Annotated in this window: 19 protein-coding genes; 6 read left to right on the forward strand and 13 right to left on the reverse strand. The window is 42.6% G+C overall.

Annotated elements, in window-relative coordinates:
* Positions 1 to 2: 2 nt before the first annotated feature.
* The 4 genes from hydA to HOP08_04545 are packed head-to-tail and all read right to left on the reverse strand — an operon-like array spanning position 3 to position 5,734.
* Positions 3 to 1,385 carry a dihydropyrimidinase gene (hydA, locus tag HOP08_04530; protein ID NOT74173.1) on the reverse strand — a complete coding sequence of 461 codons (1,383 nt, stop codon included), beginning with the start codon at positions 1,383 to 1,385 and terminating at the stop codon, positions 3 to 5.
* The gene (locus HOP08_04535) at positions 1,369 to 2,850 is read right to left on the reverse strand and encodes an NCS1 family nucleobase:cation symporter-1 (GenBank protein ID NOT74174.1); all 1,482 of its coding nucleotides are present in this window, start codon (positions 2,848 to 2,850) and stop codon (positions 1,369 to 1,371) included. The genes hydA and HOP08_04535 overlap by 17 nt, the downstream gene beginning before the upstream one ends.
* 33 nt (positions 2,851 to 2,883) lie before the next feature.
* Positions 2,884 to 4,230, reverse strand: coding sequence for an aminotransferase class III-fold pyridoxal phosphate-dependent enzyme (locus HOP08_04540; protein NOT74175.1), 1,347 nt, complete (start codon positions 4,228 to 4,230; stop codon positions 2,884 to 2,886).
* Between the two features lie 46 nt (positions 4,231 to 4,276).
* Complete coding sequence (locus tag HOP08_04545) at positions 4,277 to 5,734, reverse strand: CoA-acylating methylmalonate-semialdehyde dehydrogenase (GenBank protein NOT74176.1); 1,458 nt, start codon at positions 5,732 to 5,734, stop codon at positions 4,277 to 4,279.
* A 120-nt stretch (positions 5,735 to 5,854) separates the two neighbouring features.
* Between HOP08_04545 and HOP08_04550 the strand changes: the two genes are divergently transcribed.
* On the forward strand, positions 5,855 to 6,340 hold the full coding sequence (locus HOP08_04550) for an Lrp/AsnC family transcriptional regulator (GenBank protein ID NOT74177.1): 486 nt from the start codon (positions 5,855 to 5,857) through the stop codon (positions 6,338 to 6,340).
* Between the two features lie 10 nt (positions 6,341 to 6,350).
* On the opposite strand, the gene HOP08_04555 is transcribed toward HOP08_04550, so the two are convergent.
* On the reverse strand, positions 6,351 to 6,854 hold the full coding sequence (locus tag HOP08_04555; protein NOT74178.1) for a HAMP domain-containing histidine kinase: 504 nt from the start codon (positions 6,852 to 6,854) through the stop codon (positions 6,351 to 6,353).
* A gap of 312 nt (positions 6,855 to 7,166) precedes the next feature.
* Here HOP08_04555 and HOP08_04560 point away from each other — a divergent pair, with 312 nt between their 5' ends.
* Both HOP08_04560 and HOP08_04565 read left to right on the forward strand, forming a co-directional pair.
* A complete protein-coding gene (locus HOP08_04560) occupies positions 7,167 to 7,493 on the forward strand; it encodes a PadR family transcriptional regulator (GenBank protein ID NOT74179.1) in 327 nt (108 codons plus the stop codon).
* Positions 7,494 to 7,734: 241 nt separating this feature from the next.
* Positions 7,735 to 10,119 carry an FtsX-like permease family protein gene (locus HOP08_04565; GenBank protein NOT74180.1) on the forward strand — a complete coding sequence of 795 codons (2,385 nt, stop codon included), beginning with the start codon at positions 7,735 to 7,737 and terminating at the stop codon, positions 10,117 to 10,119.
* Positions 10,120 to 10,125: 6 nt separating this feature from the next.
* Here HOP08_04565 and HOP08_04570 read toward each other — a convergent pair whose 3' ends face one another.
* Complete coding sequence (locus tag HOP08_04570; protein ID NOT74181.1) at positions 10,126 to 10,620, reverse strand: SgcJ/EcaC family oxidoreductase; 495 nt, start codon at positions 10,618 to 10,620, stop codon at positions 10,126 to 10,128.
* A gap of 458 nt (positions 10,621 to 11,078) precedes the next feature.
* On the opposite strand from HOP08_04570, the gene HOP08_04575 reads away from it, so the two are divergent.
* Together HOP08_04575 and HOP08_04580 are read left to right on the forward strand one after the other, a co-directional pair.
* A complete protein-coding gene (locus tag HOP08_04575) occupies positions 11,079 to 11,519 on the forward strand; it encodes an SRPBCC domain-containing protein (GenBank protein ID NOT74182.1) in 441 nt (146 codons plus the stop codon).
* The gene (locus HOP08_04580; protein ID NOT74183.1) at positions 11,516 to 12,409 is read left to right on the forward strand and encodes an alpha/beta hydrolase; all 894 of its coding nucleotides are present in this window, start codon (positions 11,516 to 11,518) and stop codon (positions 12,407 to 12,409) included. The genes HOP08_04575 and HOP08_04580 overlap by 4 nt, the downstream gene beginning before the upstream one ends.
* 39 nt (positions 12,410 to 12,448) lie before the next feature.
* On the opposite strand, the gene HOP08_04585 is transcribed toward HOP08_04580, so the two are convergent.
* From HOP08_04585 to HOP08_04605, 5 genes are all read right to left on the reverse strand, one after another.
* Complete coding sequence (locus HOP08_04585) at positions 12,449 to 13,114, reverse strand: DUF4136 domain-containing protein (GenBank protein ID NOT74184.1); 666 nt, start codon at positions 13,112 to 13,114, stop codon at positions 12,449 to 12,451.
* Between the two features lie 141 nt (positions 13,115 to 13,255).
* Positions 13,256 to 14,377 carry a signal peptidase I gene (lepB, locus tag HOP08_04590; GenBank protein NOT74185.1) on the reverse strand — a complete coding sequence of 374 codons (1,122 nt, stop codon included), beginning with the start codon at positions 14,375 to 14,377 and terminating at the stop codon, positions 13,256 to 13,258.
* A 75-nt stretch (positions 14,378 to 14,452) separates the two neighbouring features.
* Positions 14,453 to 16,114 carry a gluconolactonase gene (locus tag HOP08_04595; protein ID NOT74186.1) on the reverse strand — a complete coding sequence of 554 codons (1,662 nt, stop codon included), beginning with the start codon at positions 16,112 to 16,114 and terminating at the stop codon, positions 14,453 to 14,455.
* A 34-nt stretch (positions 16,115 to 16,148) separates the two neighbouring features.
* Positions 16,149 to 16,925 carry a glutaminyl-peptide cyclotransferase gene (locus tag HOP08_04600; protein ID NOT74187.1) on the reverse strand — a complete coding sequence of 259 codons (777 nt, stop codon included), beginning with the start codon at positions 16,923 to 16,925 and terminating at the stop codon, positions 16,149 to 16,151.
* A gap of 37 nt (positions 16,926 to 16,962) precedes the next feature.
* Positions 16,963 to 20,100 carry a T9SS type A sorting domain-containing protein gene (locus tag HOP08_04605; protein NOT74188.1) on the reverse strand — a complete coding sequence of 1,046 codons (3,138 nt, stop codon included), beginning with the start codon at positions 20,098 to 20,100 and terminating at the stop codon, positions 16,963 to 16,965.
* A gap of 150 nt (positions 20,101 to 20,250) precedes the next feature.
* Here HOP08_04605 and HOP08_04610 point away from each other — a divergent pair, with 150 nt between their 5' ends.
* Positions 20,251 to 21,585 (forward strand): sugar porter family MFS transporter, encoded by a 1,335-nt coding sequence (locus HOP08_04610; protein NOT74189.1) that lies wholly within the window; start codon positions 20,251 to 20,253, stop codon positions 21,583 to 21,585.
* A gap of 385 nt (positions 21,586 to 21,970) precedes the next feature.
* Here the strand turns inward: HOP08_04610 and HOP08_04615 are convergent, their stop codons facing one another.
* Together HOP08_04615 and HOP08_04620 are read right to left on the reverse strand one after the other, a co-directional pair.
* Complete coding sequence (locus HOP08_04615) at positions 21,971 to 22,381, reverse strand: DUF3052 family protein (protein NOT74190.1); 411 nt, start codon at positions 22,379 to 22,381, stop codon at positions 21,971 to 21,973.
* A gap of 87 nt (positions 22,382 to 22,468) precedes the next feature.
* Entirely contained in the window at positions 22,469 to 23,038 is a 570-nt protein-coding gene (locus tag HOP08_04620) for a hypothetical protein (protein NOT74191.1), read from the reverse strand.
* Positions 23,039 to 23,101 lie beyond the last annotated feature (63 nt).

Consider the following 23,101-nt stretch of genomic DNA (forward strand, 5'->3'; position numbering starts at 1 on the left):
TGTTAAATGAAATTTTTCACCTTGCCACGTTTGATAAACTTTCCGTATCCTTTCTTCACTAAACATTCTCCTTTATCAATAGCAACAGATCCTCTGAGTACTACAGTCTTTACTTTTCCGGTCAGTTCCCATCCTTCATATGCTGAATAGTCAACATTCATATGATGGGTCTTTACAGAAAGTGTGTGTTTTTCTTTTGGATCGAAGAGTATAATGTCAGCATCGCTTCCAACGGCAATCGTTCCTTTTCGGGGGAACATTCCAAAGATCTTTGCCGGATTAGTACACGCAACTTCGACGTATTTATTCAAGCTTATTTTCTCTTTTGCAACTCCCTCGCTGAACAACAACTCCATTCTGTTTTCAATCGCGGGATGACCATTGGGAATCTTTGAAAAATCTTTCTCTCCCATTCTCTTCTGCTCCCAATTAAAAGGACAGTGGTCGGTGGCAACAATCTGAACAAGTCCCTGATTAATGCCCGCCCATAACGTTGCCTGATCCTTCTTCTCACGCAATGGTGGACTCATGACCCATTTCGCTCCTTCAAAATTCTTCTCATATAAAGACGCATCCAGTATCAGATACTGAATACAGGTTTCAACAAAGACCTTTTGATTTCTTCGGGTCGCAAGACGAACAGCATTCAAAGCACCCTCACAGGTAAGATGAACAATGTAGCCAGGGCATCCCGTGTAATTGATCATTTCGACAAATCGATTGCTCGCTTCTGCTTCCGTAACTTCTGGTTGAGACAGGTAGTGATACAATGGCGCAAGTTTACCTTCGGCTCTGTGCTTCGCTACCAGAAAATCAATCATATCTCCATTGGTGGCGTGAACGGTGACCATACCGCCCTGCTTTTTCACCTCCTGCATCAGTCCCACCATCTGACGATCATCGATCATCAGCGCTCCTTTATATGCCATGAAAGTTTTAAAGGAAGTAATACCTTCTTCTTCCACCATCGTTTTGATCTCCGCTTTTGTAGACTCGTTGAAATCCGTAACGGCCATATGAAAACTATAATCTCCAACGGTATTTCCTTTTGCCCTTGAATTCCACTCCGCCAAAGCCTCTTTTAAAGAACTTCCCTGTGTTTGCAAAACAAAATCAATCACAGTAGTGGTGCCGCCATGCAGTGCGGCTCTTGTACCTGTTTCATGCGAATCACTGGAAAATGTTCCCATAAAAGGCATATCCAGGTGAACGTGCGGATCAATTCCACCTGGCATTACCAGCAATCCCGATGCATCAATCTCCTTATCAGCTTTCACATTGAGATTCTTTCCAATCGCGGATACAGTTTCTCCTTCAATAAAAATATCTGCCACATAATCATCCGTGGCTGTAATGATCCTTCCATTCTTAATGAGCAGCGACATACGATGTTTCTTTAGCTTCAGTAATTATTTCTGATTTCATTAGCATGCGGTAAATAACTCCACTCACCAGAAAGCCAACAAACCAGGCATAGTTATACAAGTTATTAATCCAGAATGGAAAAGTATCAACAGAGACCAATTTTATCGTTGTTAAAAAACCAGGGATATTTGGAATGATTCCAATTATCAATGCTATTAATGCAGCAGTGTTGAATCCACTCCTGAAACTGTAAATTCCTTTTGGATTGTAAAGCTCATCAACATTCAATCTTTGCTTCCGGATGAAATAATAATCAACGATCATGATGCCTCCTACCGGACCCAGCAAACTTGAATAACCTACAAGCCAGGTGAAAATATATCCTGTTGGATCCGCCACAAGTTTCCATGGAAAAATTAAAACTCCGATGATCCCTGTGATGTATCCACCAAGACGAAAATTGATCTTTGAAGGTGCCAGATTTGCAAAGTCATTGGCAGGACTGACAATATTAGCAGCAATGTTCGTAGCCAGCGTGGAAATGGCAACCGCTATCATTGCCAGACTAACGAGAAGTTTACTTTCAAATTTACCAGCCAGCACTAATGGATCCCAGATCGTAGTACCATATATAATGGTTGTCGCGGAAGTCACCACTACCCCTATAAACGCAAACAACGTCATCGATGGTGGCAACCCAATGATCTGTCCTTTTATCTGCGCCTTTTGGCTTACAGCATATCGCGTAAAGTCGGGAATATTTAATGAAAGTGTTGCCCAGAAACCCACCATGCCTGTCAATGCAGGAAAGAAGAATGTAAAGAAATCTGTGGTGTTGGAAAATTTTGAAGGCTGTTCAAGTATCGGACCTAATCCATTGCCGGCTGAAATTGCCCAGAACAGTAACGCCAATGCTGCTACCGGCAAAAAGAATGCTTTGAATACCAAAAGTTTTTTGATGCTATCGACACCGAGATAGACTACGTACATATTCAACATCCAAAACAGAATGAATGTGATGGCCGGACCAGTCTGCAATCCAAAAGAATCCGGAAAGATCTGTGGCAATGTCTCCAAAGATGGAATCCATAATCTCAACAACTGGTATAAAGAGAATCCGCCGATCCAGGTTTGAATGCCAAACCAGCCGCACGCAACTATCGCACGAAGCATTGCAGGAATATTTGCACCAGTCGTTCCAAAGCTTGCGCGAACAAAAACAGGAAAAGGAATTCCATATTTCGCACCTGCATGTCCATTTAAGATCATGGGAATAAGAACTACTGTATTTCCCAGGAAAATTGTCAACACAGATTGCCACCAGTTCATGCCACCTTCAATCAGCGAACTAGCAAGCATGTAGGTCGGAATGCACAAACTCATGCTGATCCATAGCGCAGCGTAGTTCCAGGTATTCCAGGTACGTTTGGTCTCTGGTACTGGTGCCAGATCTTCGCTATAGAGACTTGAGTTCAATTTGAAGATTTGATGATGTGAAGAATACGTTCCGGTTTTATTCTACTTAACTACTGCCTCATCCGCTATTTTTAATGCCTCACTGATAATTGCCAACCCTTCATCAACCTGAGCTTCCGTAACACACAGTGGCGGTGCTATGAAAATAAAACCCCATCGCACGAAAGTGTACATACCAAGCTCCTTGATCTTAGCGGCAACTTTATTCATTACCACCATTTCATCAGGTCTGGCATTAAAAGGTGCCATTGGCTCTTTTGTCTTTCGGTTCTTCACCAACTCAATACACCCTAACAAACCCGTTGTTCTGAAATCCCCGATACTTGGATGATTCTTCTTCATTTCCTCAACACGCTTCGTAATGTATTTACCCATTGCGGAAGCGTTCTCGATCATGTTTTCATCTTCATAAATCTTAAGGACTTCCAATGCGGCGGCACAACTCACCGGATGTGCAGAATAGGTAAGTCCAAGAGCGAGCATGGTATCATCATACTTCACAGCAATCTTGTCGGAAACCATCAGACATCCAAAAGGAAGATAGCCCGCAGTGAGTCCTTTTGCCATCGCAACCATGTCCGGAACAATACCGTGATTCTCAAAGCCAAACCACTTTCCGGTACGACCGAAGCCACTCATCACCTCGTCAATAATTAACAGGATGCCATGCTTATTACAAAGCTCCCGCACCTTCATCATATAACCCTTTGGATATTGAAGACATCCTGATGTACCTGACTCACCTTCAAATAACATCGCTGCAATGGTACCCGCACCTTCATAAGCAATAATTCTTTCCAATTGTGCTACCGATTCTGAGAGCAACGCTTCTTCACCATATTCCCATCGGTAAGCATATGGAATATCGATGTGCACAAAATTGGGAGCCTGTTGTGAATCAGCAGGAATCTTACGGGGATCGCCGCCCGCAGACATAACACCGTATGTTGAGCCGTGATACGATTGATAACGACTTAATACTTTATGGCGACCGGTAGCCATACGCGCAAGCTTTATACCGTTCTCAATGCTGGTCGCTCCACATAAAGTAAAGAAGGCTTTGTTCAGGTCGCCGGGACAAATCTCCGCGAGTTTTTTTCCAAGATCTCCCCTGGCTTTTGTTACACAACTTGGCGTCACGTAGCTGATCTGCTGCATTTGTTCAACAACCGCATTAGTGACACGCTGATTGCCATGGCCAATATTCACGTTCATTAGTCCGGAAGAAAAATCGATGTATTTCTTTCCATCGTAATCATACAGGTAAACTCCTTCTCCGTACTTGACAGCAATGGGAACGATTCCCTTTTGCTTACTCCAGCTGAAGAGCGTGTAATCGAGATTGTCGTTAATGATCTCCTGAGTTTCACTTAGCGTTTTTGTACTCATGATATTGATTGGTTGACCTTTTATAAATTTAATAATCAGCAGTTTATTAACTCATCCAGTTGACACCAGCCTCAGGATTCCATTTTGTTGTGCTCTTCTTCAGCTTCGTCCAGAATTCAATAGAGCTCTTTCCGGTAATATCTCCTACTCCAAACTTGCTTTCATTCCAGCCTCCGAAAGAGAATGGCTCCCGCGGCACGGGCACACCGACGTTCACACCGATCATCCCTGCACTTGCATTGTCAATAATGTAACGGGCAACACCACCACTTTGAGTGAAAACCGAAGCAGCATTTCCGTAAGGGTTGGCATTTTCAATTGCAAGAGCTTCATCTACCGTGTTGGTTCTCATGATGCTGATCACAGGTCCAAAAATTTCTTCGGTAGCAACCGACATCGTTGGTGTTACAAAGTCAATGACGGTCGGCCCCACGTATGTTCCCTTCTCTTTGCCGGCAACGACTGTCTTTCTGCCGTCGACTAAGATCTTAGCGCCTTGTTTTTCAGCCTCTGTAATAAAAGCTTCAATCCTGTCTTTTGAATGCTGATTGATGACCGCTCCCAGATTTTTTCCAGGAACTATTTTTCTGGCCTCTTCGCATATCTTTTCTATGATGTGATCAACAGCACCCACCGCCACCATCGCTGACGCTGCCATGCATCTTTGGCCGGCACAACCACTCATAGACGCTGCTACATTCTGGGCAGTCATGGCAGGAATTGCATCCGGCAAAACCATAAGGTGATTTTTTGCTCCACCTAAAGCAAGACATCTTTTATAGTTATGAGTTGCCCGTTGATAAACGATCTTGGCAACTTTCGTACTTCCCACAAAAGAAACAGCTTCAATTCCGGGGTGATCACAGATCGCATTGACGATCTCTTCATCACCATGAACAATATTAAAGACACCATCCGGCAGCCCTGCCTCTTTCAACAAAGAAGCAAGCCGTCCAACACTTAACGGAACTTTCTCAGATGGCTTGATGATCATACAATTTCCCAGAGCAATGGCATTCGGCAATGTCCAGTTGGGCACCATGCTTGGAAAATTAAATGGCACAATGGACGCCACCACACCAAGGGGAACATGCTCGGTGCGACATTCTACTCCCTTGCTTACTTCAAGAACTTCTCCCACCACCAGTTGAGGCAAAGAAGTTGCGAATTCACTTAGCTCAATGCTCTTTTCAATTTCCGCTACAGCTTCTGAATACGTCTTACCGTTTTCTTCCATCACCAGCTCCGCAAGCTCTTTCAGATTTTTCTCAAGAAGGGTTTTATACTTGAAAAACACCTGAACCCTTTCCTTGATGGGCGTTCTGCTCCATCCCGGAAAAGCAACCTTGGCTGCATTTACCGCCCGCTTCAAATCATCAGAAGTAGACATGGGAACGGTAGACAGATGGTTTCCATCAATGGGGGAAATCACATCCATCAAACGTGTGGTCGAAGGCTTTACAAATTGACCATTGATGAAGTTCTCAACCGGGGAATATTTCATAATAGAGACTTAGTTATAATTAAATATAAGACTAAAAATAAAAAAAATGCAAATTCAGGTAGTATAAATAGCAATATTTTCAGTTTAACAGTTAATATTTGTGCTATTATTACAATTCAAATGGGGAAAGTCACACGCGATACATTGGATGAAATGGATTTTTCAATCCTCAGCTGTCTTCAGCAGGATGGTCGTATGTCATTTACCGTAATCGCAGAGAAGCTGAATGTATCGGTTGGCACCATACGCTCACGCGTCAACAAGCTCATTGAAGACAAGACGATCAATATTATCGGAAGAGTAAATCCTGAAAAAGTAGGATTTCAGTCATACGCGCAGATTGCCGTGTATGTCCGGCCCATTACCCTAAAAGAAAAGGCTGCTCAACGAATCGCCAGGCTGCCCGAAGTTAGTTTTCTGGCCTCCACTTCTGGAGATTATGATTTGGAAGTAGATGTGATGTGCAGAAACAATGATCATCTTCTCGACTTTGTAAACGAGATATCGAAGATCGAAGGGGTATATCAGACCAAAACGACGTTATATTTCAAAGTCTATAAGTACTCGCAGCCAGAGCTTGGACTTCTTAAGTCTGTTAAGAATTAGAATAGACCTCTCAGTGGATGTGCCGTCCTTCATTGCGGACCCAAACTTTAACTGTAGATCCTTCACCTTCATGACTCTCCAGTGATATTTTCCCATCAAGCTTGTGAACACAATGATTGACAGTAAATAATCCAAGTCCATGCCCAGGAATTTTTTCGGTTATCCGTGAAAACATATTTGTGATGGCATCCTGAATGTGACCACCGATACCCACTCCATTATCAGATACCGTAATCGTGATACCCTCCGCATCTTCCTGAATAACAATCTTCACAAACGCATCCGCAATATTTTCCTTGCGATAGCGGATGGCATTATGAATAAGATGCTGAACAATTGGCGTGATCAATAACTTATCGCTGTAAAAATTCTCAGATACTTTCACGTTGGACTTAAACCGGACATTGCTGAACCCATCCATGAATGCCAGAGAATTAATAGCCTGATGAAGGATCTCATTAAAATCAATCTGCTCATTGAGAACTGGAGATATAACCGTAGTCTGAGTACTCATAATCTGGAGAATTAGGGTTCTTTTAAAGATACTACCAGCCGAATGGCCCCTCCTCAGTTGCAAAAGCACTTTTTAGGAAGCTTTGCGAAAAAAGCCTCTTTCCAAAGCTGAATTCGCCTTTTAAGTGATAATTCTCTAAAGGATCCTATAGAAAAACTAAATGATTATTTAGAGAGGGTTGCCGCATAATTGTGGCAAACCGTGAAATTATTCCCGCTTTCATGCAACCTTCCTTAAGAAAGCGAGTATTTCCTTCTAATCCGTAGAACAAATAACAGCAACATCCTTTATAGCGCTACAACTTAATACAATATGAAAGAGACAAACCTTGGAGAATTTGAAGAAGTCATTCTTCTGCTGGTGGGAATCCTCGGCGAAGAGGCCTATGCATTTAAGATTGCTGAAGAATTTGAATCACAAACAGATCGCGTTGTTTCCATCGGCGCCGCACATTCCACATTAACACGCCTGGAGAACAAAGGCTTCGTCAATTCAAAAATGGGAAAGTCAACCGCTGAACGTGGAGGAAGAAGAAAACGCATCTACACGATCACTGCCAGTGGCAAGAGAGTATTACAGAATGCCAGGGAATTCAGAATGGCGCTATGGAAGCAGTATCCTAAACTTGGACTGAGTTAATTAACACAATGAAAAATAAAAAATGAGTACAAGAGTTCCCAGGATACCACGTTGGCTGCTGAATCATTTCTTAAGAGATGATCTGGCAGAAGAGGTCATGGGTGATCTTGAAGAGAAGTTTTATAAAACGATAGAAAGTAAATCACTATTACGCGCAAGGCTTAACTACTGGTATCAGGTAATCAATTATATCCGTCCGTTTGCCATTCGAAAGTCAACTGTTCATCCAAATCAAATTGATATGTTTCAAAATTATTTAAAAATCGCCTTCCGGAATCTTAGAAAAAATACTGGCTACTCAATCATCAACATTGGAGGTCTTGCCGTCGGAATGGCCATCGCTATGCTGATCGGCTTATGGGTATACGACGAACTCTCTTTCGATAAGTACTTTACAAATTATGACCGCCTCGCCAAGGTCATGCAGCATCAGACATTCAATGGGGTTATCAATACCGGAGTATCCATTCCCATGCCTCTTGAAAATGAACTAAGAGAAAAATACGGCAGCGACTTCACACATGTCGCCATTTCTTCCTGGACAAACGAGCATATTCTCAGCGCCGGGGATTTAAAGATCACAAAAAAAGGAAACTACGTACAGCCGGACTTTCCGGAAATGTTTACACTGAAAATGCTAAAAGGAACTCGTGAAGGACTTAAAGATCAGGCCTCCATTATAATCTCTGAATCCACTGCCCGCGCGCTTTTTGGTGATGCTGATCCAATCAATCAGGCCGTTCAAATTGACAGCAAATTGGATGTAAAGGTTACGGGTGTCTACGAAGACCTTCCAAAAAATACTTTCTTCAATGATCTTGAATTCATCTCCTCCTGGCAATTGTATCTCACCTCTGAGCAATGGCTTAAAAGAGCGGCAACACAATGGGGAAATAATTCCTTCCAGCTTTTTGTTCAGATCTCTCCTGGGGCAGACTTTGATGTGGTTTCACAAAAGATAAAAAACGCCAAGCTTGACAATGCGCCTGATGAAGCTCCCTTCTCACCACAGATGTTCCTGCTTTCCATGCAAAACTGGCACCTTAAGTCAGATTTCAAAGAGGGAAAAATGACTGGAGGCAAAATTGAAATGGTATGGCTTTTCGGAATCATCGGACTGTTCGTACTGCTTCTGGCTTGCATCAACTTTATGAATCTCAGCACTGCCCGTTCTGAAAAACGCGCCAAAGAAGTTGGAATACGGATGACGATCGGATCGGTCCGCGGCCAGCTCATCAATCAATTCCTCAGCGAATCATTTCTCGTTGTGACGTTATCCTTTATAGTAGCTGGTATTATTGTGGTCGTATCCCTCTCGTCATTTAATCAATTAGCTGATAAGAAAACTATTATCGAATGGGCAAATCCATTCATCTGGCTTATCTGCCTGGCCTTTATCATCATTACCAGCTTGCTTGCCGGCTCCTACCCCGCATTATACCTTTCTTCCTTTCAACCTGTCAAAGTTTTGAAAGGCACATTCAAAATGGGAAGGTTTGCAGCATTGCCAAGAAAAATCCTGGTCGTTATCCAGTTTACAGTTTCTGTTACCCTGATCATCGGAACCATCATTGTGTACAATCAGATTCAGTATTCCAAAGACAGACCGATCGGGTACAATCGTGAAGGATTGATCTCCATTCAAATGAAGTCAGATGATTTTACTGGAAAATGCGAGCTATTGAGAAATGAATTGAAAGCTGCAGGCGCGGTTGAAGAAATGTCTGAATCATCAAGCCCTATCACTGCTGTATGGCAAAACAACGGCGGGTTCAACTGGGAAGGAAAGGATCCCAATTTCCAAACTGACTTTGCTACTATTTACGTCTCTCATGAATATGGAAAAACAATTAACTGGCAGATCAGAGAAGGAAGAGATTTCTCACACGAGTTTGCTACCGACTCCTCTGGAGTGATCCTTAATGAAGCCGCTATCAAATTCATGGGAATTACTGATCCTTTAGGAAAGGAAATTACATGGGGTGATGACACGAAGCTTCACATCGTGGGCATCATCAATGACATGATCATGCAGTCGCCTTACAATCCGGTAAAGCAAACGATCTATCTGATGAATCGTGACAATGCCAACTGGATCAATATAAGGTTGAACCCCAACAAAAGCGCAAGTGAGTCCCTTGCCATTATTGAGGCAGCATTCAAGCGGGCGATTCCTTCTGCTCCCTTTGATTTTAAATTCATTGATGCGGAATACTCCCGCAAATTCAATTCGGAGGAGCGCGTAGGCAAGCTTGCATCCGTGTTTGCTGTTCTCGCTATCATCATCAGTTGCCTTGGCTTATTTGGCCTTGCCTCTTTCGTGGCAGAGCAACGCACCAAAGAAATCGGTATCCGAAAAGTACTGGGTGCCTCAATAACCGGCTTGTGGAAAATGCTATCAGCAGACTTTGTCGTCCTCGTCATTATATCCTGTTTCCTTGCCGCACCTCTAGCCTATTATTTCCTCGATGCATGGCTGGCGAAATACAAGTATCATACTCCTATCTCTCCGTGGATATTCATTATGACCGCTTTGGGAGCTCTTACCGTTACACTCGCAACAGTAAGCTTCCAGGCCATAAAGGCTGCATTGATGAGCCCGGTGAAAAGCCTTAAGAGTGAATAATGGAAACTAAACGAGTAAGGGATCTTTGGATGCATTGAGGACCTGCTGAAGTTCATTGGTCAATTCCATGCTCAGCACAGGATGACCATCAAAAGATGCAGGCGTATTTTGAAACACTGTGATCAGCCAGTTGCTATGATGCTTCATTGCAACCATAGACTGAACTGCATTCTTTGATGAGTCTATATCGGTATGATCCGGATGCACCATACCAACAACACTTTTGAGAACAGCGACCTCGGGAGAAAGAAAACGCACTTCACGGATCTTCCACACATAACGAGCAGTTAAATGATTCTTAAAAATTCCTTCCAGAGACTGTTGAATTTCATCCGGGCCATTCATTTGACTTCCGTCGAATCCAATGACCGTACTTTGTTCTATAAATAGAGAAGAAAATCCTGCAGCATCACGTTCGTTCCATGATTTTAAAAGATGCTGATATAAATCAGAGATAATTGTCTCATCTTCTGTGGTGTGAATTATTGGCGATGGTATCATGATTCAAATTTTGGAAATTGATACAAAGATTGCTTTTGCATTTCTACCAACGACCAGATGAGTCGGTCAAATGATTGAGAGGAAATTTAAAAGTAAACCCCCGCGATCAACGCGAGGGTTTGTTTACGACTCCGTTTTCCCTTCACCGGATTTCTCCGTTTCTGGTAATGCAGGTTTGAATTTCCAGATCTCTCTTCCTTCAGTTCATCCCTAAACAGATAGTCTTACACCATTCCTTCTAACTAAAAACGTGCCACTGTGTCATCCATGATCCTTGAAAGATTTCTATCACAAGAATCTTTAATAGTATGTGAAAAACAATTCTCATCAAATGATAAGATGTGTAGAATAAATTCCTCATGGTTGTTGAAACTAAAACAGTTTTGATACATGCATGAAGTCATTCTATGGCACAGAATTGACATATACATCACTGATTAACATTTAAAAGAATCTTCATGCAAAACATCACAGCAAAATCCAGCATCGATATCAATGCTCCTGCAACTGCCGTTTGGGAGGCCTTAACAACTCCGGAACCTATCAAGAAGTATTTCATGGGTGCAGATGTAAAGACCGACTGGCAAGTGGGCAGTCCGATAGAATTTAATGGCACCTGGGAAGGCAAGTCCTTTCAGGAAAAAGGGACCATTCTTGAGGTGATCCCGAACCGATCCTTTCGATATACCAATTGGAGTTCGATGTCTGGGATTGAAGATAAGCCTGAAAACTATGTCGCTATCACCTATACGCTCAACGAATCAAAGGACAGCACAACCTTAACAATTACCCAGGAGAATATTTCAGATGAAACAAAGAAGGCTCAATCAGAAGAGACCTGGAGCCTGGTTCTTAAAGAAATAAAAGCGATCGTCGAACAGCAAACCGTCAGTGCATGAGGAAAATCATTATAACCTTCTCTGGCCTTCTATTCTTTTTTATCCTTATCAGCTGCAAGAGAACCAATCAAAATAATATTCAAAGTGACATCCTCATGAAAACCATTGACTACAAAGATTCAAAGATCTCCTACTTCGATTCCGGAAAAAAAAATATAACGCTGCTATTTGTTCATGGTTCGTTCAGCAATAAAGAATACTGGACTGATCAGGTCAAGTTCTTCTCACCCGATTACCGGGTAGTTACCCTCGACCTTCCAGGAAATGGAAAATCTCCAAAAGGCAATGATGCCATGACTGCGAAAAATTACGGAGATGCATTGACGTTCTTCATTAAAGAACTTAATCTTAAGAATGTAATTCTCATCGGTCATTCAGCAGGTGCCGATGCCATTCTGGAAGAGGCTATTCAAAACCCCGAACCTGTTATTGGATTCGTAGCGGTGGATTATTTTAAGAATGTGGGAGTTCCCCTTCCCCAAGAGATCATCGATCAAACCACTCAGGGATTGAAAAAGGATTTTCCGGCTACGGTAGAAATGTATGTCAGAAAGGGACTTGTCAGCCAGGCAACTGATTCCGCCATCACCAAGAAAATTGTTAATGCCTACAGAAATACCGAACCGGAAGCAGGCACAGAAGCAATCATCGATGGATTGACATATACGGATCGTGAAAAAGACCTGATCGGCAAACTGGGATTCAAAATTTATATGATCAATGTGGATTATAAACCAACTAATGAAGATGCCCTGAAAGGCATTGCCACAAAAGGTTATGAACTGATCACCATACAGGGAACCAGTCATTATCCCATGATAGAAAATCCAATTGCCTTCAACCACGCACTGGAAAAAGCAATTGCTGAAATTGAACCCAACCAGCAATAAAAAAGGGGCATTGAGCCCCTTTTTTCCGTTCTATCAGAATTAATTCATGGAATACTTATCTCCCCTGAATTCATATTTCTTAAAGATCAAATTGATGGCTTCCTTAACTTTAGCCTGATCGCTGATGATGTCATTGTTGCTGGATATACCTGATGCAAATCCTTCCCAGATAACGCTGCTGGTTTTTGCGTCAAGCAGGGAAATAAAGACAGTACCAGGTTTCAACGCATAGGAAATAGTGTCCTTTGCCATCCTCACTTCAGACGAACCTACTTTAACGGGTTCAGCAGCAGTTCCTTTGATCTTGGTCGACTGATCGAAGATCTTGTATGCCACATACATATCAGGAGCAGCCTGATTCTTTCTATAACCTCTTCCATCAAGCTCAGATTCTACCGATGTCGTCAATGTGCTATTGATGATCTCATCCGATGAAGGAAGAATAAAGGCGTATGAATAGATGATCACATTCTTACCTTTCTTCACATCTCCCTTGCGTCCTTTGTTTGCAGAACTTTTCACTGGCACTTCCTCATAGGTATACGCTACAAGCTGATCCGATAGATCATTGGTAAGCCATCCATAGGTTTTATACTTTTTAAAATCGGTATTCAACTTTTTATCTCCCTGAACAGTGATCTCCTGTCCGTATGCAAACCCTGCAGAAAGCAGCATCAGCATCGCCATGTTTCTTATTGTTTTCATAATTGATTTATTTGATTTTATAATTCCGTATTTCGGATTCATTGAAAAATCAAAAAAATCATACCATAAGCGAACGAAGCGGCATTCCCAGATATATATGAAAAATGAATATGATTTTGTGGAAAAGTCTCCCTACAATGCTTAACGGATAATGTTGCCAAGCCTTCTCCATCTTACTTTATGGAAAAGATCCGCCTCTTCATCCAGTGACATCCACACAAATAGTGCCTTGCCCACTATATGATCATGAGGAACAAAGCCCCAATATCTTGAATCGAGGGAATTGTGACGGTTATCTCCCATCATGAAATAGTAATCCTGATGGAAAGTATATTCCTGCTGCTCCCCGCCATCGATGAATAGTTTCCCATTCTTAATCTCCACATTCTTGTTCAGATCATACAACCGGATCGTCTCGCCATAGAAGTTCAGAGTGGAATCATTCACCGCTATCTTCATTCCTTTTTTTGGAACCACGATCGGACCATAGTGATCGCCATTCCAGGAATCAACCTTCGACAATGGAAATATTTTATCCGATGAGGTGGACTCGTTCCTGAAATCCTCCACGGACCAGACATAAGGAGCTTCTTTAATGGCAGCCAATTGATCCTTCGTCAGGAACATAATATATCCAACCTGATTCTCAGAGAATCTTCCCTGGTAATAGTAATCCTCTTTGTCGATCTCAAGGTTCTGAAGATTTCTCTTATGAATCTCATCATGGGCAATGACGACATAACTGAACTTCATATTTTCAGGATTATTCAATGCAATTCCATTGGCATAAACCTGACTATTCCTGATCTCCAATACGTCGCCCGGAATTCCAACACAACGCTTCACATAGTTGTTCTTAAGATCAGTAGGATAGTCAATGCCCTCATTAAGCTTAACAGGAGGAACATAAAATACAACGACGTCTTCCCTCTTTATTTCACTGATACCCGGAAACCGGTACGTTGGCAATTCAATCCAGTCGAGATAAGAAGGAATATTGGTACCCCATATCTTTTGATGCGTCAGCGGAACCTGAAGCGGGGTCTTGGGAGTTTGTGGACCATAATGAATTTTGCTTACGAAAAGAAAATCACCGACCAGTAATGAATTCTCCATGGAAGGTGTCGGGATGACAAACGCCTGAACAGCCGACCATCTTATGAAAGTAGAAACTACTACCGCAAAAATGATCGCGTCAGACCATTCCTGAAAAAAAGTCTTGGGTTTTTTAACTGCCGGTTTCTTCCAGAATTTGAGGTTCATAAAATATTTGGTTGGGTGATCTGACCAACATCTACGGGAAATCCGGAAGGAGGTTGGAGGAATTTGATGTAAGGCTTATAAACCGGGTTTGGGTGGCTTAACCGGTTGCACCTGACTCAATACACCTTTTACGGAAGTCTTTCTCATGAATAATCGACCATTACTCACCACATAAACAGTTGAGAAATCTGATCCTCCAAATTTTACATCGGTCAAAGATTCAAGTGGCGACGCAATAATGTAATTGATGCGTCCCAATTGATCCGAGATCTGGATGCCCATTCCGGTCGCCGTATAGATTCGATTCTGATTATCAACCGACATTCCTGCAGAACCCGGTGAAATTTTCCCGTAAGGGATATGGTAATGGATATACTCCTGAAGTAAATCAGGACCTCCATCCTCTCCGATCTTCAGAGAATAGCCAAATACACTATTCTCAGTTCCAACATTTAAGAAAGTCTGATCCGCAGAAATAGCAAGACCTGTTGGATGAAATGGAACAGACGTGTAAACTAAATTTCTCTTTGCAAAAGAATAGAAGCCGATGTGATCTTTTATTGTCTCTGTGAAATAAATTCCCTTTGCAGATACAGCGATGAAATCTGCTTTAACATTTTTCACCATGCTTCTTACCGTCTTTCCAATAACGTCTATGCTATGGGCTGACCTATTGCTTACGTAAAGCTCATTGTTGATTCCAAAGCTGATTCCTGAAATCTCCCCCGTCATCTTCTTATACAACTTAACCTTCTCACCATTCAACCGGTAAACAGATTGCCTGTCTGCAAAGAACAATTGACCCGAGTCATTAACAGTGAGCTTCTCTGCTTTCAGATTTCCGATGGAGATCTCTTTCCACAATTCATTTTCAAGTATGGGATCGAAGTTTCGCAACGGACTCTTATAGGTTTGAACAGGTTTTGGATAATCACCCCAAAGCCACTTCAATGCCATCGGCATGATCGCAGCGGCATGCTTGCCATTATGACCACCATCTCCCCAGGCATGATTAACTTCATATCCTGCCCACGTGAGTGCCGAAAGCATATCCTGATTTGCCATCCACCAGTCACCCGCATAGATGTTCAAATCATGATCGCCATCCTGAAGGAATACTCTCAAAGGTTTAGGTTCTGTTTTTCTTACCAGTGTTGCAAACTCACCACCTCCACGAAGCCCTACATATGTGCCAATGGTGCTTAACACTCTACTGAATTCGTTCGGCCGTTCCCATGCTGCGTTGAAGGCTGCTATGGCACCCGAACTTGCGCCTGCAATCAATCGGTCATCAGCTTTATTGCTAAGGTTATACGACTTTCCCACCTCGGGAATAATTTCTTCCAATAGAAACCTTGCATACCTGTCCCCCAACGCATCATACTCAAAGCTTCTGTTAAATCGTGGATAATTATCGGAACCGGACGACTTCACTTTTCCATGATCGATAAAGATTCCAATGATAACCGGAATCCCTTTTAGGGCAATCAATGAATCCAGTGTTGATGGCAGCCTCCAGTCTTTTGCTCTTGACAATCCATCCTGAACGATCATCGTGCAGGCAGGTTTGGAAGCATCATATTGCTTCGGGACATAAACCCAATACTCACGTTCTGTTCCCGGATAGATCTTACTCTTCCATTCAAAGGGACCGAGTATCTGACCGGCCGGAATCTGTGATTGAGCAGATCCGAATTGAATTACCAAAACCAATGAAAAAAGAAGGACTTTATTCATGAGTGAATTTACTTTGACGGCGAGTTCTTAAGATTTATTTCAATCGGATCGCGAACAAGGCTGGCCAGTTCTTTCCGGTCACCAGCAACAACTTGCTTTTACTTTCATACGCAATGCCATTCAAGACATCAATATTCGGATTTACCGCCAATGCTTTTTCATATAAGGGAGTAAGATCCATTCGACCCACAACATTCCCTGTAGCCGGATCAATTTTTAACAGGTAATTGGTTTTCCACTGATTGGCGTAGACATGTCCATCAATAAATTCCAGTTCGTTGAGATCTCCCTGTTCAATTTCGTTCTCTTTTACGGAAACAGATTTTACAATAGTGAGATTTGCTGTATCCAGAAAATATAATTTGCTTGTCCCATCACTCATGATCAGATTGGAGCCATTATGCGTAATGCCCCATCCCTCATGTTCGTTTTTAAAGTCAGCAATCTTCCCGAAAGTCTTAAAATCATAGACAAACCCAACATGATTCTGCCAGGTAAGCTGATAAATTTTATTGTTAATGATTGTGATCCCTTCTCCAAAATACTGCTTGTCAAGCGTCACTTTTTTACTTTGAATTCCTGTTGCAATATCTACTTCAGCAATCCATGAATTATCCTGGCCGGTGCTTTCAAAAAGCCGGCCCTGATAAACGGTTAGCCCTTGCGTAAACGCTTTTGTATCATGAGGAAAAACCTGCACCACTGTGTATGGAATCAGATTCTCCTGAGGAACTTCCGTTTTCTTCTTAGGAGTGCAAGATGCGAGGAAAATAAAAAACAGGAAGAAAAGTCTATTTCGAAGAGTATTCATTAACGATCTGATTTATAGAATAACAGAGGAACAGAAATTATTCCACCGCCAGTCTTACCGATTTTTGATAGCCATTTTTTCCTGTCACCCTCACAAGATAAATGCCTTTCGGTAGAGAATTCATTTCAATACTTACTTCTCCGTTGCTCTTAACAGAACTAATAGAATTCAATTTTAATCCAAGAGAAGTAAACAATTCAACCCGCTCAACCTCAACCGTGGAAGGAATCACCAATGTTGCATCTCCTTTTGTAGGGTTAGGATAAATCACAAGTTGCTGATCACCCAAATTAATTTCCACTTTGACGATCTTCGAATAGCTTGAAACTCCATCAAAGTCTGTTTGCTTGAGGCGATAGAAAGATATGCCGTTGAACGGTCTGTTGTCAGTCGCTGCATAATCCTTCTTTGCATTACTGTTACCAGCACCCTGCACTGTTACTACAGGCTCCCACTTTAAATCAGAAGCGGCTCTTTCAATGGTGAATAGATTATTTCTGGTTTCAGTTTCGGTACTCCAAGCCAATTGAACAGCACTTTTCTCAGGAGTTGCTGTAAAGCTCAGCAGCTGAACCGGCAAAGGAGCTCCGGCAATATTTACAGAACCCAGTGTAAAGAAATATCCCGTGCCCATTACAAAGTCGTGAGTGAACTCAACGATCTTCGCTGTGTTATCATAGAATGACGGGTTGATGAGAGTGGCTCCTGTTGCAAATGTTCCATCATCATCCACCAATAATCTTACATACTGGAGATCATTGGTACCTGGAATAACAGTTGTTTCAAAACGAATACGCACCGTCCCGGGAGGTGATGTTCCTGTCTCCACCACTTTCCATGCACGTTGTAATCTCCTTAATATCGTTGCAGGAAGATCCACACCACCATTGGAAGAAATGGATCCATTATTATTTCCCCATACTAAAAAGCTTTTGTCTCCACCGAAGGTACCTGTGTTCAGTGCATTGGTTGCAGTCAATGCCGGTCCCGCTCCTATTGTGATGATATCATCCGAGTTATAGCTCTTCGATTGCTTCTGGAGCAAATCGGAATTATCGTCACGTCCGATAGCCGTTACATCATTATGGTAGGTACTGTTGGTGGTTGCATCCCAGATGACAGATCCATCCGAAGCCAGATAATTTCCTGGTTTATGCATCCCATACTTAATGCTCAGATAAGAATGAATTTGCGCAAGCTCCGTTAAAGAAGGAATATTGGTTGAAACAAAGAACTCTGATACTTCACCGATATAATAATTTGCAAAACCAGCAGAGCCAAGGGTAAAGGGTGAATTAGCTCCTGTTCCCGTGTCAATGTTGTTGTTCGCTGCCGTCAGCGTATTATTTCTATAGATAAATCTTCTGGTACCTGATGGAGTTGCAGTGGATGTGCTGGATCCCATGGTCCAGTAATTAAATTCATTTACTGTTGCACCCCAGTTTCCATTGACCCGTCCTTCTATACAGCAGGTTCCAAAATCATAGTATACATTACTGTCACTCCACGGAAGATGAGCACTGAACCGATCGTTGGCACTTCCTGCAAGCTGCTCGTAAAAGAAATTTCTGTCTGCAATAGTGTTGGTGCTGGCTACCGCATAGGTGAACGCACTGTTATAAGTGGATGCACCAAACAATCCGGAAGTAACTTCCACAAAGTTGCTTGTTCCGTTAAACTGAAGTGATGGATTAAAGTTAATTCTTGGATCAACGAAGGTCGGTCCATTGGAAGCCACCGCATCACGATTGCGGATACTTTGATCTCCCCAACCCGTTACAGGCGACACACCAGTGACTTCACGATCTGAACGGAACCAGATAAGATAATTACCAGCAACACCGCCCGGGTATGGTCTCGGCGCAATGTTAGCTGCAAGTGTTAGAAAGCTTGACCCTACCGGAAACGTAACTCCGCTAAACGTAAGGGTATCTCCGCTAAGTGTTGCCGTGGTATATAGAGTCGCCCCTGTTCCAAAATTAGAATCGTTGTCAACTGCCAAAGCATAGTTGGTTGGATCACCTGAGTTGATGATACCTCCATTCAAAAGAAATCGTACCGATATGGATCCTAATGTTCCCAAAGCGTCTGTTTTCCAGATGCGGGCAGAGCGGCTTAAATAACCGGGAGGCAGATTCACTGAAGTTGAACTAAGGGTATTTCCATCATTTCCCCAAACCACAAAACTGTTATTGTTGGCAAAGCTGCTTCCGAAAGGAATTCCGTTGCTCATGATCAACGCATCATTACCGGTAGAGCTCATGGACCTGCGTTGATCCAGCTGAGATGCATCATCACGACCGATGCCGGCGATGTCATTATTATATCCAGCGACAGAAGAAGATCCATCCGCATCATAAATTGTTGCGTTGGAAGAGGAGATATAATCGGTAGGAACCGTTTGGTCCATCATCAGACCATACTTAATAGCGAGATACGATTGTATCTTCTGGAATTCAGTATTGGAAGGCACTCCTGTGTAAACAATAAGCTCTGCTATAGATCCAAAATAGAATTCGCCTCCGTTATTACCACCGATGTCGAATGGATTATTGTTTCCCACCACTCCATCCTGACTGTTGCTTGAGGCGATGAGCAGTCCATCACGATAAATAGATTTTCTTAAGCCAGAAGGTGTTGCTGTTCCTGTGGAAGATCCCAACGCCCATGAATAATATTTGTTGGATGTCGCTCCCCATCCTGTTAAAGTATTTACACGACCTGTTCCACAACATGCACCAAAATCCCAATAAACTTCATCTGCCCAGGGAATATGCGCTTGAAATCTTTCTCCGCTTACATTCTCTCCAAAGATTGTTCTTCCGGCAGTGGATACCTGGGCATTGCTGACGATATAAACAAAAACATCATCAACGGTTGATGTTCCCAACAGTCCGGTTGGAACACGCATGATATCATTGTTTCCGTCAAATGACAGGGCACTGTTATAATTTATGCTTTTATATAAAAGAGTAGGACCGTTTACAGCAAGGGCATCAATGCCTATCGTTGGACTCTGATTGTTCCAGAGAACTACCGGCGCAGTACCACTGGTGCCTACATTGCCTTTGTACCAGGCTTTGAGGTTAGCAGACACTCCCCCTGGCCCCTGAGCGAAAGAGGGAGATATTGCAATGACAATCAGAAGAAAAGAGGCAAGTAAAGGGTGTTTCAATGCTCTTTCGTTTATATAACAACCAAAAATACAAAAAGGAATTAAAAGTCATTTTCACTTAAAATGGCTGATTTCTGTGGATTTCCGAACGCAAAGCATGAATCCATTCGAATATTCTTAATTTAACTCATCTATTATAAAGAAATCTTCATGCAACGTTCTTCTAATGCATTCCGGAATTCCATAGTCGCTGCTCTTGGAGGTTTTCTCTTTGGCTTTGATACCGCTGTTATTTCCGGAGTGGAAAAATCAATTCAGCAGCTCTGGTCACTGAGTGACTTTGCACATGGATTCACAGTGGCCTCTGCCCTCATTGGTACAGTCATCGGATCTTTGATAGCAGGCGCCCCTGCAGAACGCTTTGGAAGAAAGAAAGTCCTTCAGGCTATTGGCTTGCTGTATGTTGTCACCTCGTTGGTTACAGCTTTTACTCCATCATGGGAACCGTTTGTTCTATTCAGATTCCTGGGAGGGATTGGTGTAGGAGCTTCATCGGTGGTAGGACCTATGTACATCTCTGAAATTTCTCCTGCGCATTCACGCGGCCGACTGGTTGGAATGTTTCAATTCAATGTAGTGTTGGGTATTCTTATAGCATTTGTTTCTAATTATTTACTCAACGGCATCAGTGAGGAATCATGGCGATGGATGTTGGGTGTTCAGGCAGTTCCTTCTCTTATATTCTTCATACTGGTTTTCGTTATTCCTGAAAGCCCACGTTGGCTGATGAATCATCAACGTGAGGCGGAAGCAAAAATAGTTTTGGAAGAAATCGGAGAGAAAGACACGACGCTGGCGATGAACCAGATCCGCGAATCATTGCATCATGAAAAAGGAAAAGAGAAGGAGAAATTATTCTCCGGCAATTATAACAAGCCCATCTTCTACGCAATGGTCCTTGCCACATTTAATCAGTTTTCCGGCATCAATGCGATCATGTATTATGCACCCCGCATTTTCGAAATGACAGGACTTGCAAAAGACACTGCACTGCTGCAGGCAATCTCTATTGGAGTTACGAATCTGGTCTTTACATTATTAGGCGTTTCTCTCATTGATAAATTTGGAAGGAAGACACTCCTTATTGTTGGGTCATTTGGAATGGTATTCTTTTTAGGAATGGTGGCATACGCATTCTTTACAGGAGACTTCGGCGGATATCTTGTGATGATCTATCTCGTAGGATTCATTGCCTTCTTTGCTTTCTCTCAGGGAGCCGTCATCTGGGTTTTCATTTCTGAGATCTTCCCGAATAAAGTAAGGTCACAAGGCCAGACCCTTGGAAGCTTTACACATTGGATCATGGCAGCTGCGATCTCCTGGACCTTCCCGATCTTTGCAGAGTCATCACCTCTTGGCGGAGCATATGCTTTTACATTCTTCAGTGTGATGATGTTCCTTCATTTATTCTTTGCCTGGAAAGTATTACCTGAAACAAAGGGACAGTCGCTTGAAGGGATACAGCAGTCGCTGGGAATACACTAGCTATCAAGAGGCAGGGATTGGGATGGAGACTGAACAGAGACTGGTCAGGAACCTAATAGACACTGAATTGAGACCGCTGAAGCTTCAGCGTAAGGGGCGAGATTATGGTTTGATAATTCACCATGAAACACTCATCATCATAAGCGTCGATTCCAATTGGTAATACGCAACTAACAATTGCGCCCCTTCAGGGCTTAAGTGCACGTTTACATCGTAACCCTGGCCTTCAGCCAGGGCTAATAAATCTCGACCCGTTGGGCCTTAAGTTCAGAGCCATCGATTTTATCTGTGTGTGTCCGTGATCCGCATTTCTTTCTATATCAAACGCTATTGGTTATGTGCAGCTTGCTACATCAGCGTTCCTGTATTCCGGCATTTATCCCCTTCACTTTCGCTCCTTAACCGGTATCACAAGCTTCAAACCCGACCAGACATCATTCACCGCACAGACCTTGATATCCACTAATCCATTCTTCAATGCGAAATTCCGTATCACATCCTCCGTTATATCCGTTTCTACCTTGGAAGATTTCTTAGGCCACGAAACCCAGATCATTCCATTCTGAGAGAGGAACTTTTTATTCTTCAACAGTTCCTTTTCAAAAACCTTTTTCTCCCTGACAAATAGATGGATAAAATCAATCGGGTCTTTTCCTGGTTTCTTTTTCACCACAACATCTTCAGGCAAAGGACTGACCTCATCCCAGTACGTTGAAGGTTCGGCAAGCACCATGATAAGGTGTTGTGGTTTTATTCCAAGCTTTTGAACGAGAGGTGTGTTTGAGTAGCCTGCCATGTTCTATCGTGTTGAAACTTTATTACTATTAAAACAAAAAAAACGCCCCAGATAAATTGGAGCGTTTTTTCCTAAAGGCGAAACTGATTAGTTTCCCTGTCTCTTCTTATCCATTTCGGCGTTGAAGGTATCCTTGAATTTTTCGTAATCGTAATCGATCTTCAATTGATCGTCCTTTGAAAGACGCTCATTGTATTGCTTTACAAGTTCATCAGCAGAAAGCTCGATAGCTACGTAAGTCTTGTAGTTTCCTTCTTTAGTCTGAACCAGCTTTTCGCAGATAGTACGAACACCCTGAAGTGTCTGTTCTACAACTTCGCGATTCAACTGCTCGAAGCGTTGCTCCAATGCTTCTTTCTTATCCATTGAACGTGAGTTAGTGTAGTTATCAGTAACAGTCTTCACCGTTGTCTGAATAGATTGTGCAAGCTCGTTACGTGCGTTGGTCAATGCCTTCTTCTTTGAAGTCACCTGATCCATGCTTTCTCCGATAGAGTTAGCTCTGAACACTTTGCTGTTAGTAAAGTAATCAGGACCTGAGCAAGGAACAGATACTTCTGTTTCACCTGTAGGCATTGACTGCTTTGACTTACAACCGGCAGCTACTACCGCAGCTACGATCACTACTACATACGAGAGACGGATTAGATTTTTCATTTGTTTGTAATTTGATTTTAAGGGGTCCAATTATCAGCCTCGCACAACACCGTTCACCGAACG

The sequence above is a fragment of the Cyclobacteriaceae bacterium genome (genome assembly GCA_013141055.1).
Taxonomy (GTDB): domain Bacteria; phylum Bacteroidota; class Bacteroidia; order Cytophagales; family Cyclobacteriaceae; genus ELB16-189.

Coding starts and splice junctions, on each gene's coding strand:
- HOP08_04575 (NOT74182.1), top strand. CDS start 11,079: ATGCAAAACATCACAGCAAAATCCAGCATCGATATCAATGCTCCTGCA.
- HOP08_04585 (NOT74184.1), bottom strand. CDS start 13,114: ATGAAAACAATAAGAAACATGGCGATGCTGATGCTGCTTTCTGCAGGG.
- HOP08_04565 (NOT74180.1), top strand. CDS start 7,735: ATGTTTCAAAATTATTTAAAAATCGCCTTCCGGAATCTTAGAAAAAAT.
- lepB (NOT74185.1), bottom strand. CDS start 14,377: ATGAACCTCAAATTCTGGAAGAAACCGGCAGTTAAAAAACCCAAGACT.
- HOP08_04615 (NOT74190.1), bottom strand. CDS start 22,381: ATGGCAGGCTACTCAAACACACCTCTCGTTCAAAAGCTTGGAATAAAA.
- HOP08_04545 (NOT74176.1), bottom strand. CDS start 5,734: ATGAAATATTCCCCGGTTGAGAACTTCATCAATGGTCAATTTGTAAAG.
- HOP08_04570 (NOT74181.1), bottom strand. CDS start 10,620: ATGATACCATCGCCAATAATTCACACCACAGAAGATGAGACAATTATC.
- HOP08_04595 (NOT74186.1), bottom strand. CDS start 16,114: ATGAATAAAGTCCTTCTTTTTTCATTGGTTTTGGTAATTCAATTCGGA.
- HOP08_04560 (NOT74179.1), top strand. CDS start 7,167: ATGAAAGAGACAAACCTTGGAGAATTTGAAGAAGTCATTCTTCTGCTG.
- HOP08_04580 (NOT74183.1), top strand. CDS start 11,516: ATGAGGAAAATCATTATAACCTTCTCTGGCCTTCTATTCTTTTTTATC.
- HOP08_04620 (NOT74191.1), bottom strand. CDS start 23,038: ATGAAAAATCTAATCCGTCTCTCGTATGTAGTAGTGATCGTAGCTGCG.
- HOP08_04600 (NOT74187.1), bottom strand. CDS start 16,925: ATGAATACTCTTCGAAATAGACTTTTCTTCCTGTTTTTTATTTTCCTC.
- HOP08_04550 (NOT74177.1), top strand. CDS start 5,855: ATGGGGAAAGTCACACGCGATACATTGGATGAAATGGATTTTTCAATC.
- HOP08_04540 (NOT74175.1), bottom strand. CDS start 4,230: ATGAGTACAAAAACGCTAAGTGAAACTCAGGAGATCATTAACGACAAT.
- HOP08_04610 (NOT74189.1), top strand. CDS start 20,251: ATGCAACGTTCTTCTAATGCATTCCGGAATTCCATAGTCGCTGCTCTT.
- HOP08_04555 (NOT74178.1), bottom strand. CDS start 6,854: ATGAGTACTCAGACTACGGTTATATCTCCAGTTCTCAATGAGCAGATT.
- hydA (NOT74173.1), bottom strand. CDS start 1,385: ATGTCGCTGCTCATTAAGAATGGAAGGATCATTACAGCCACGGATGAT.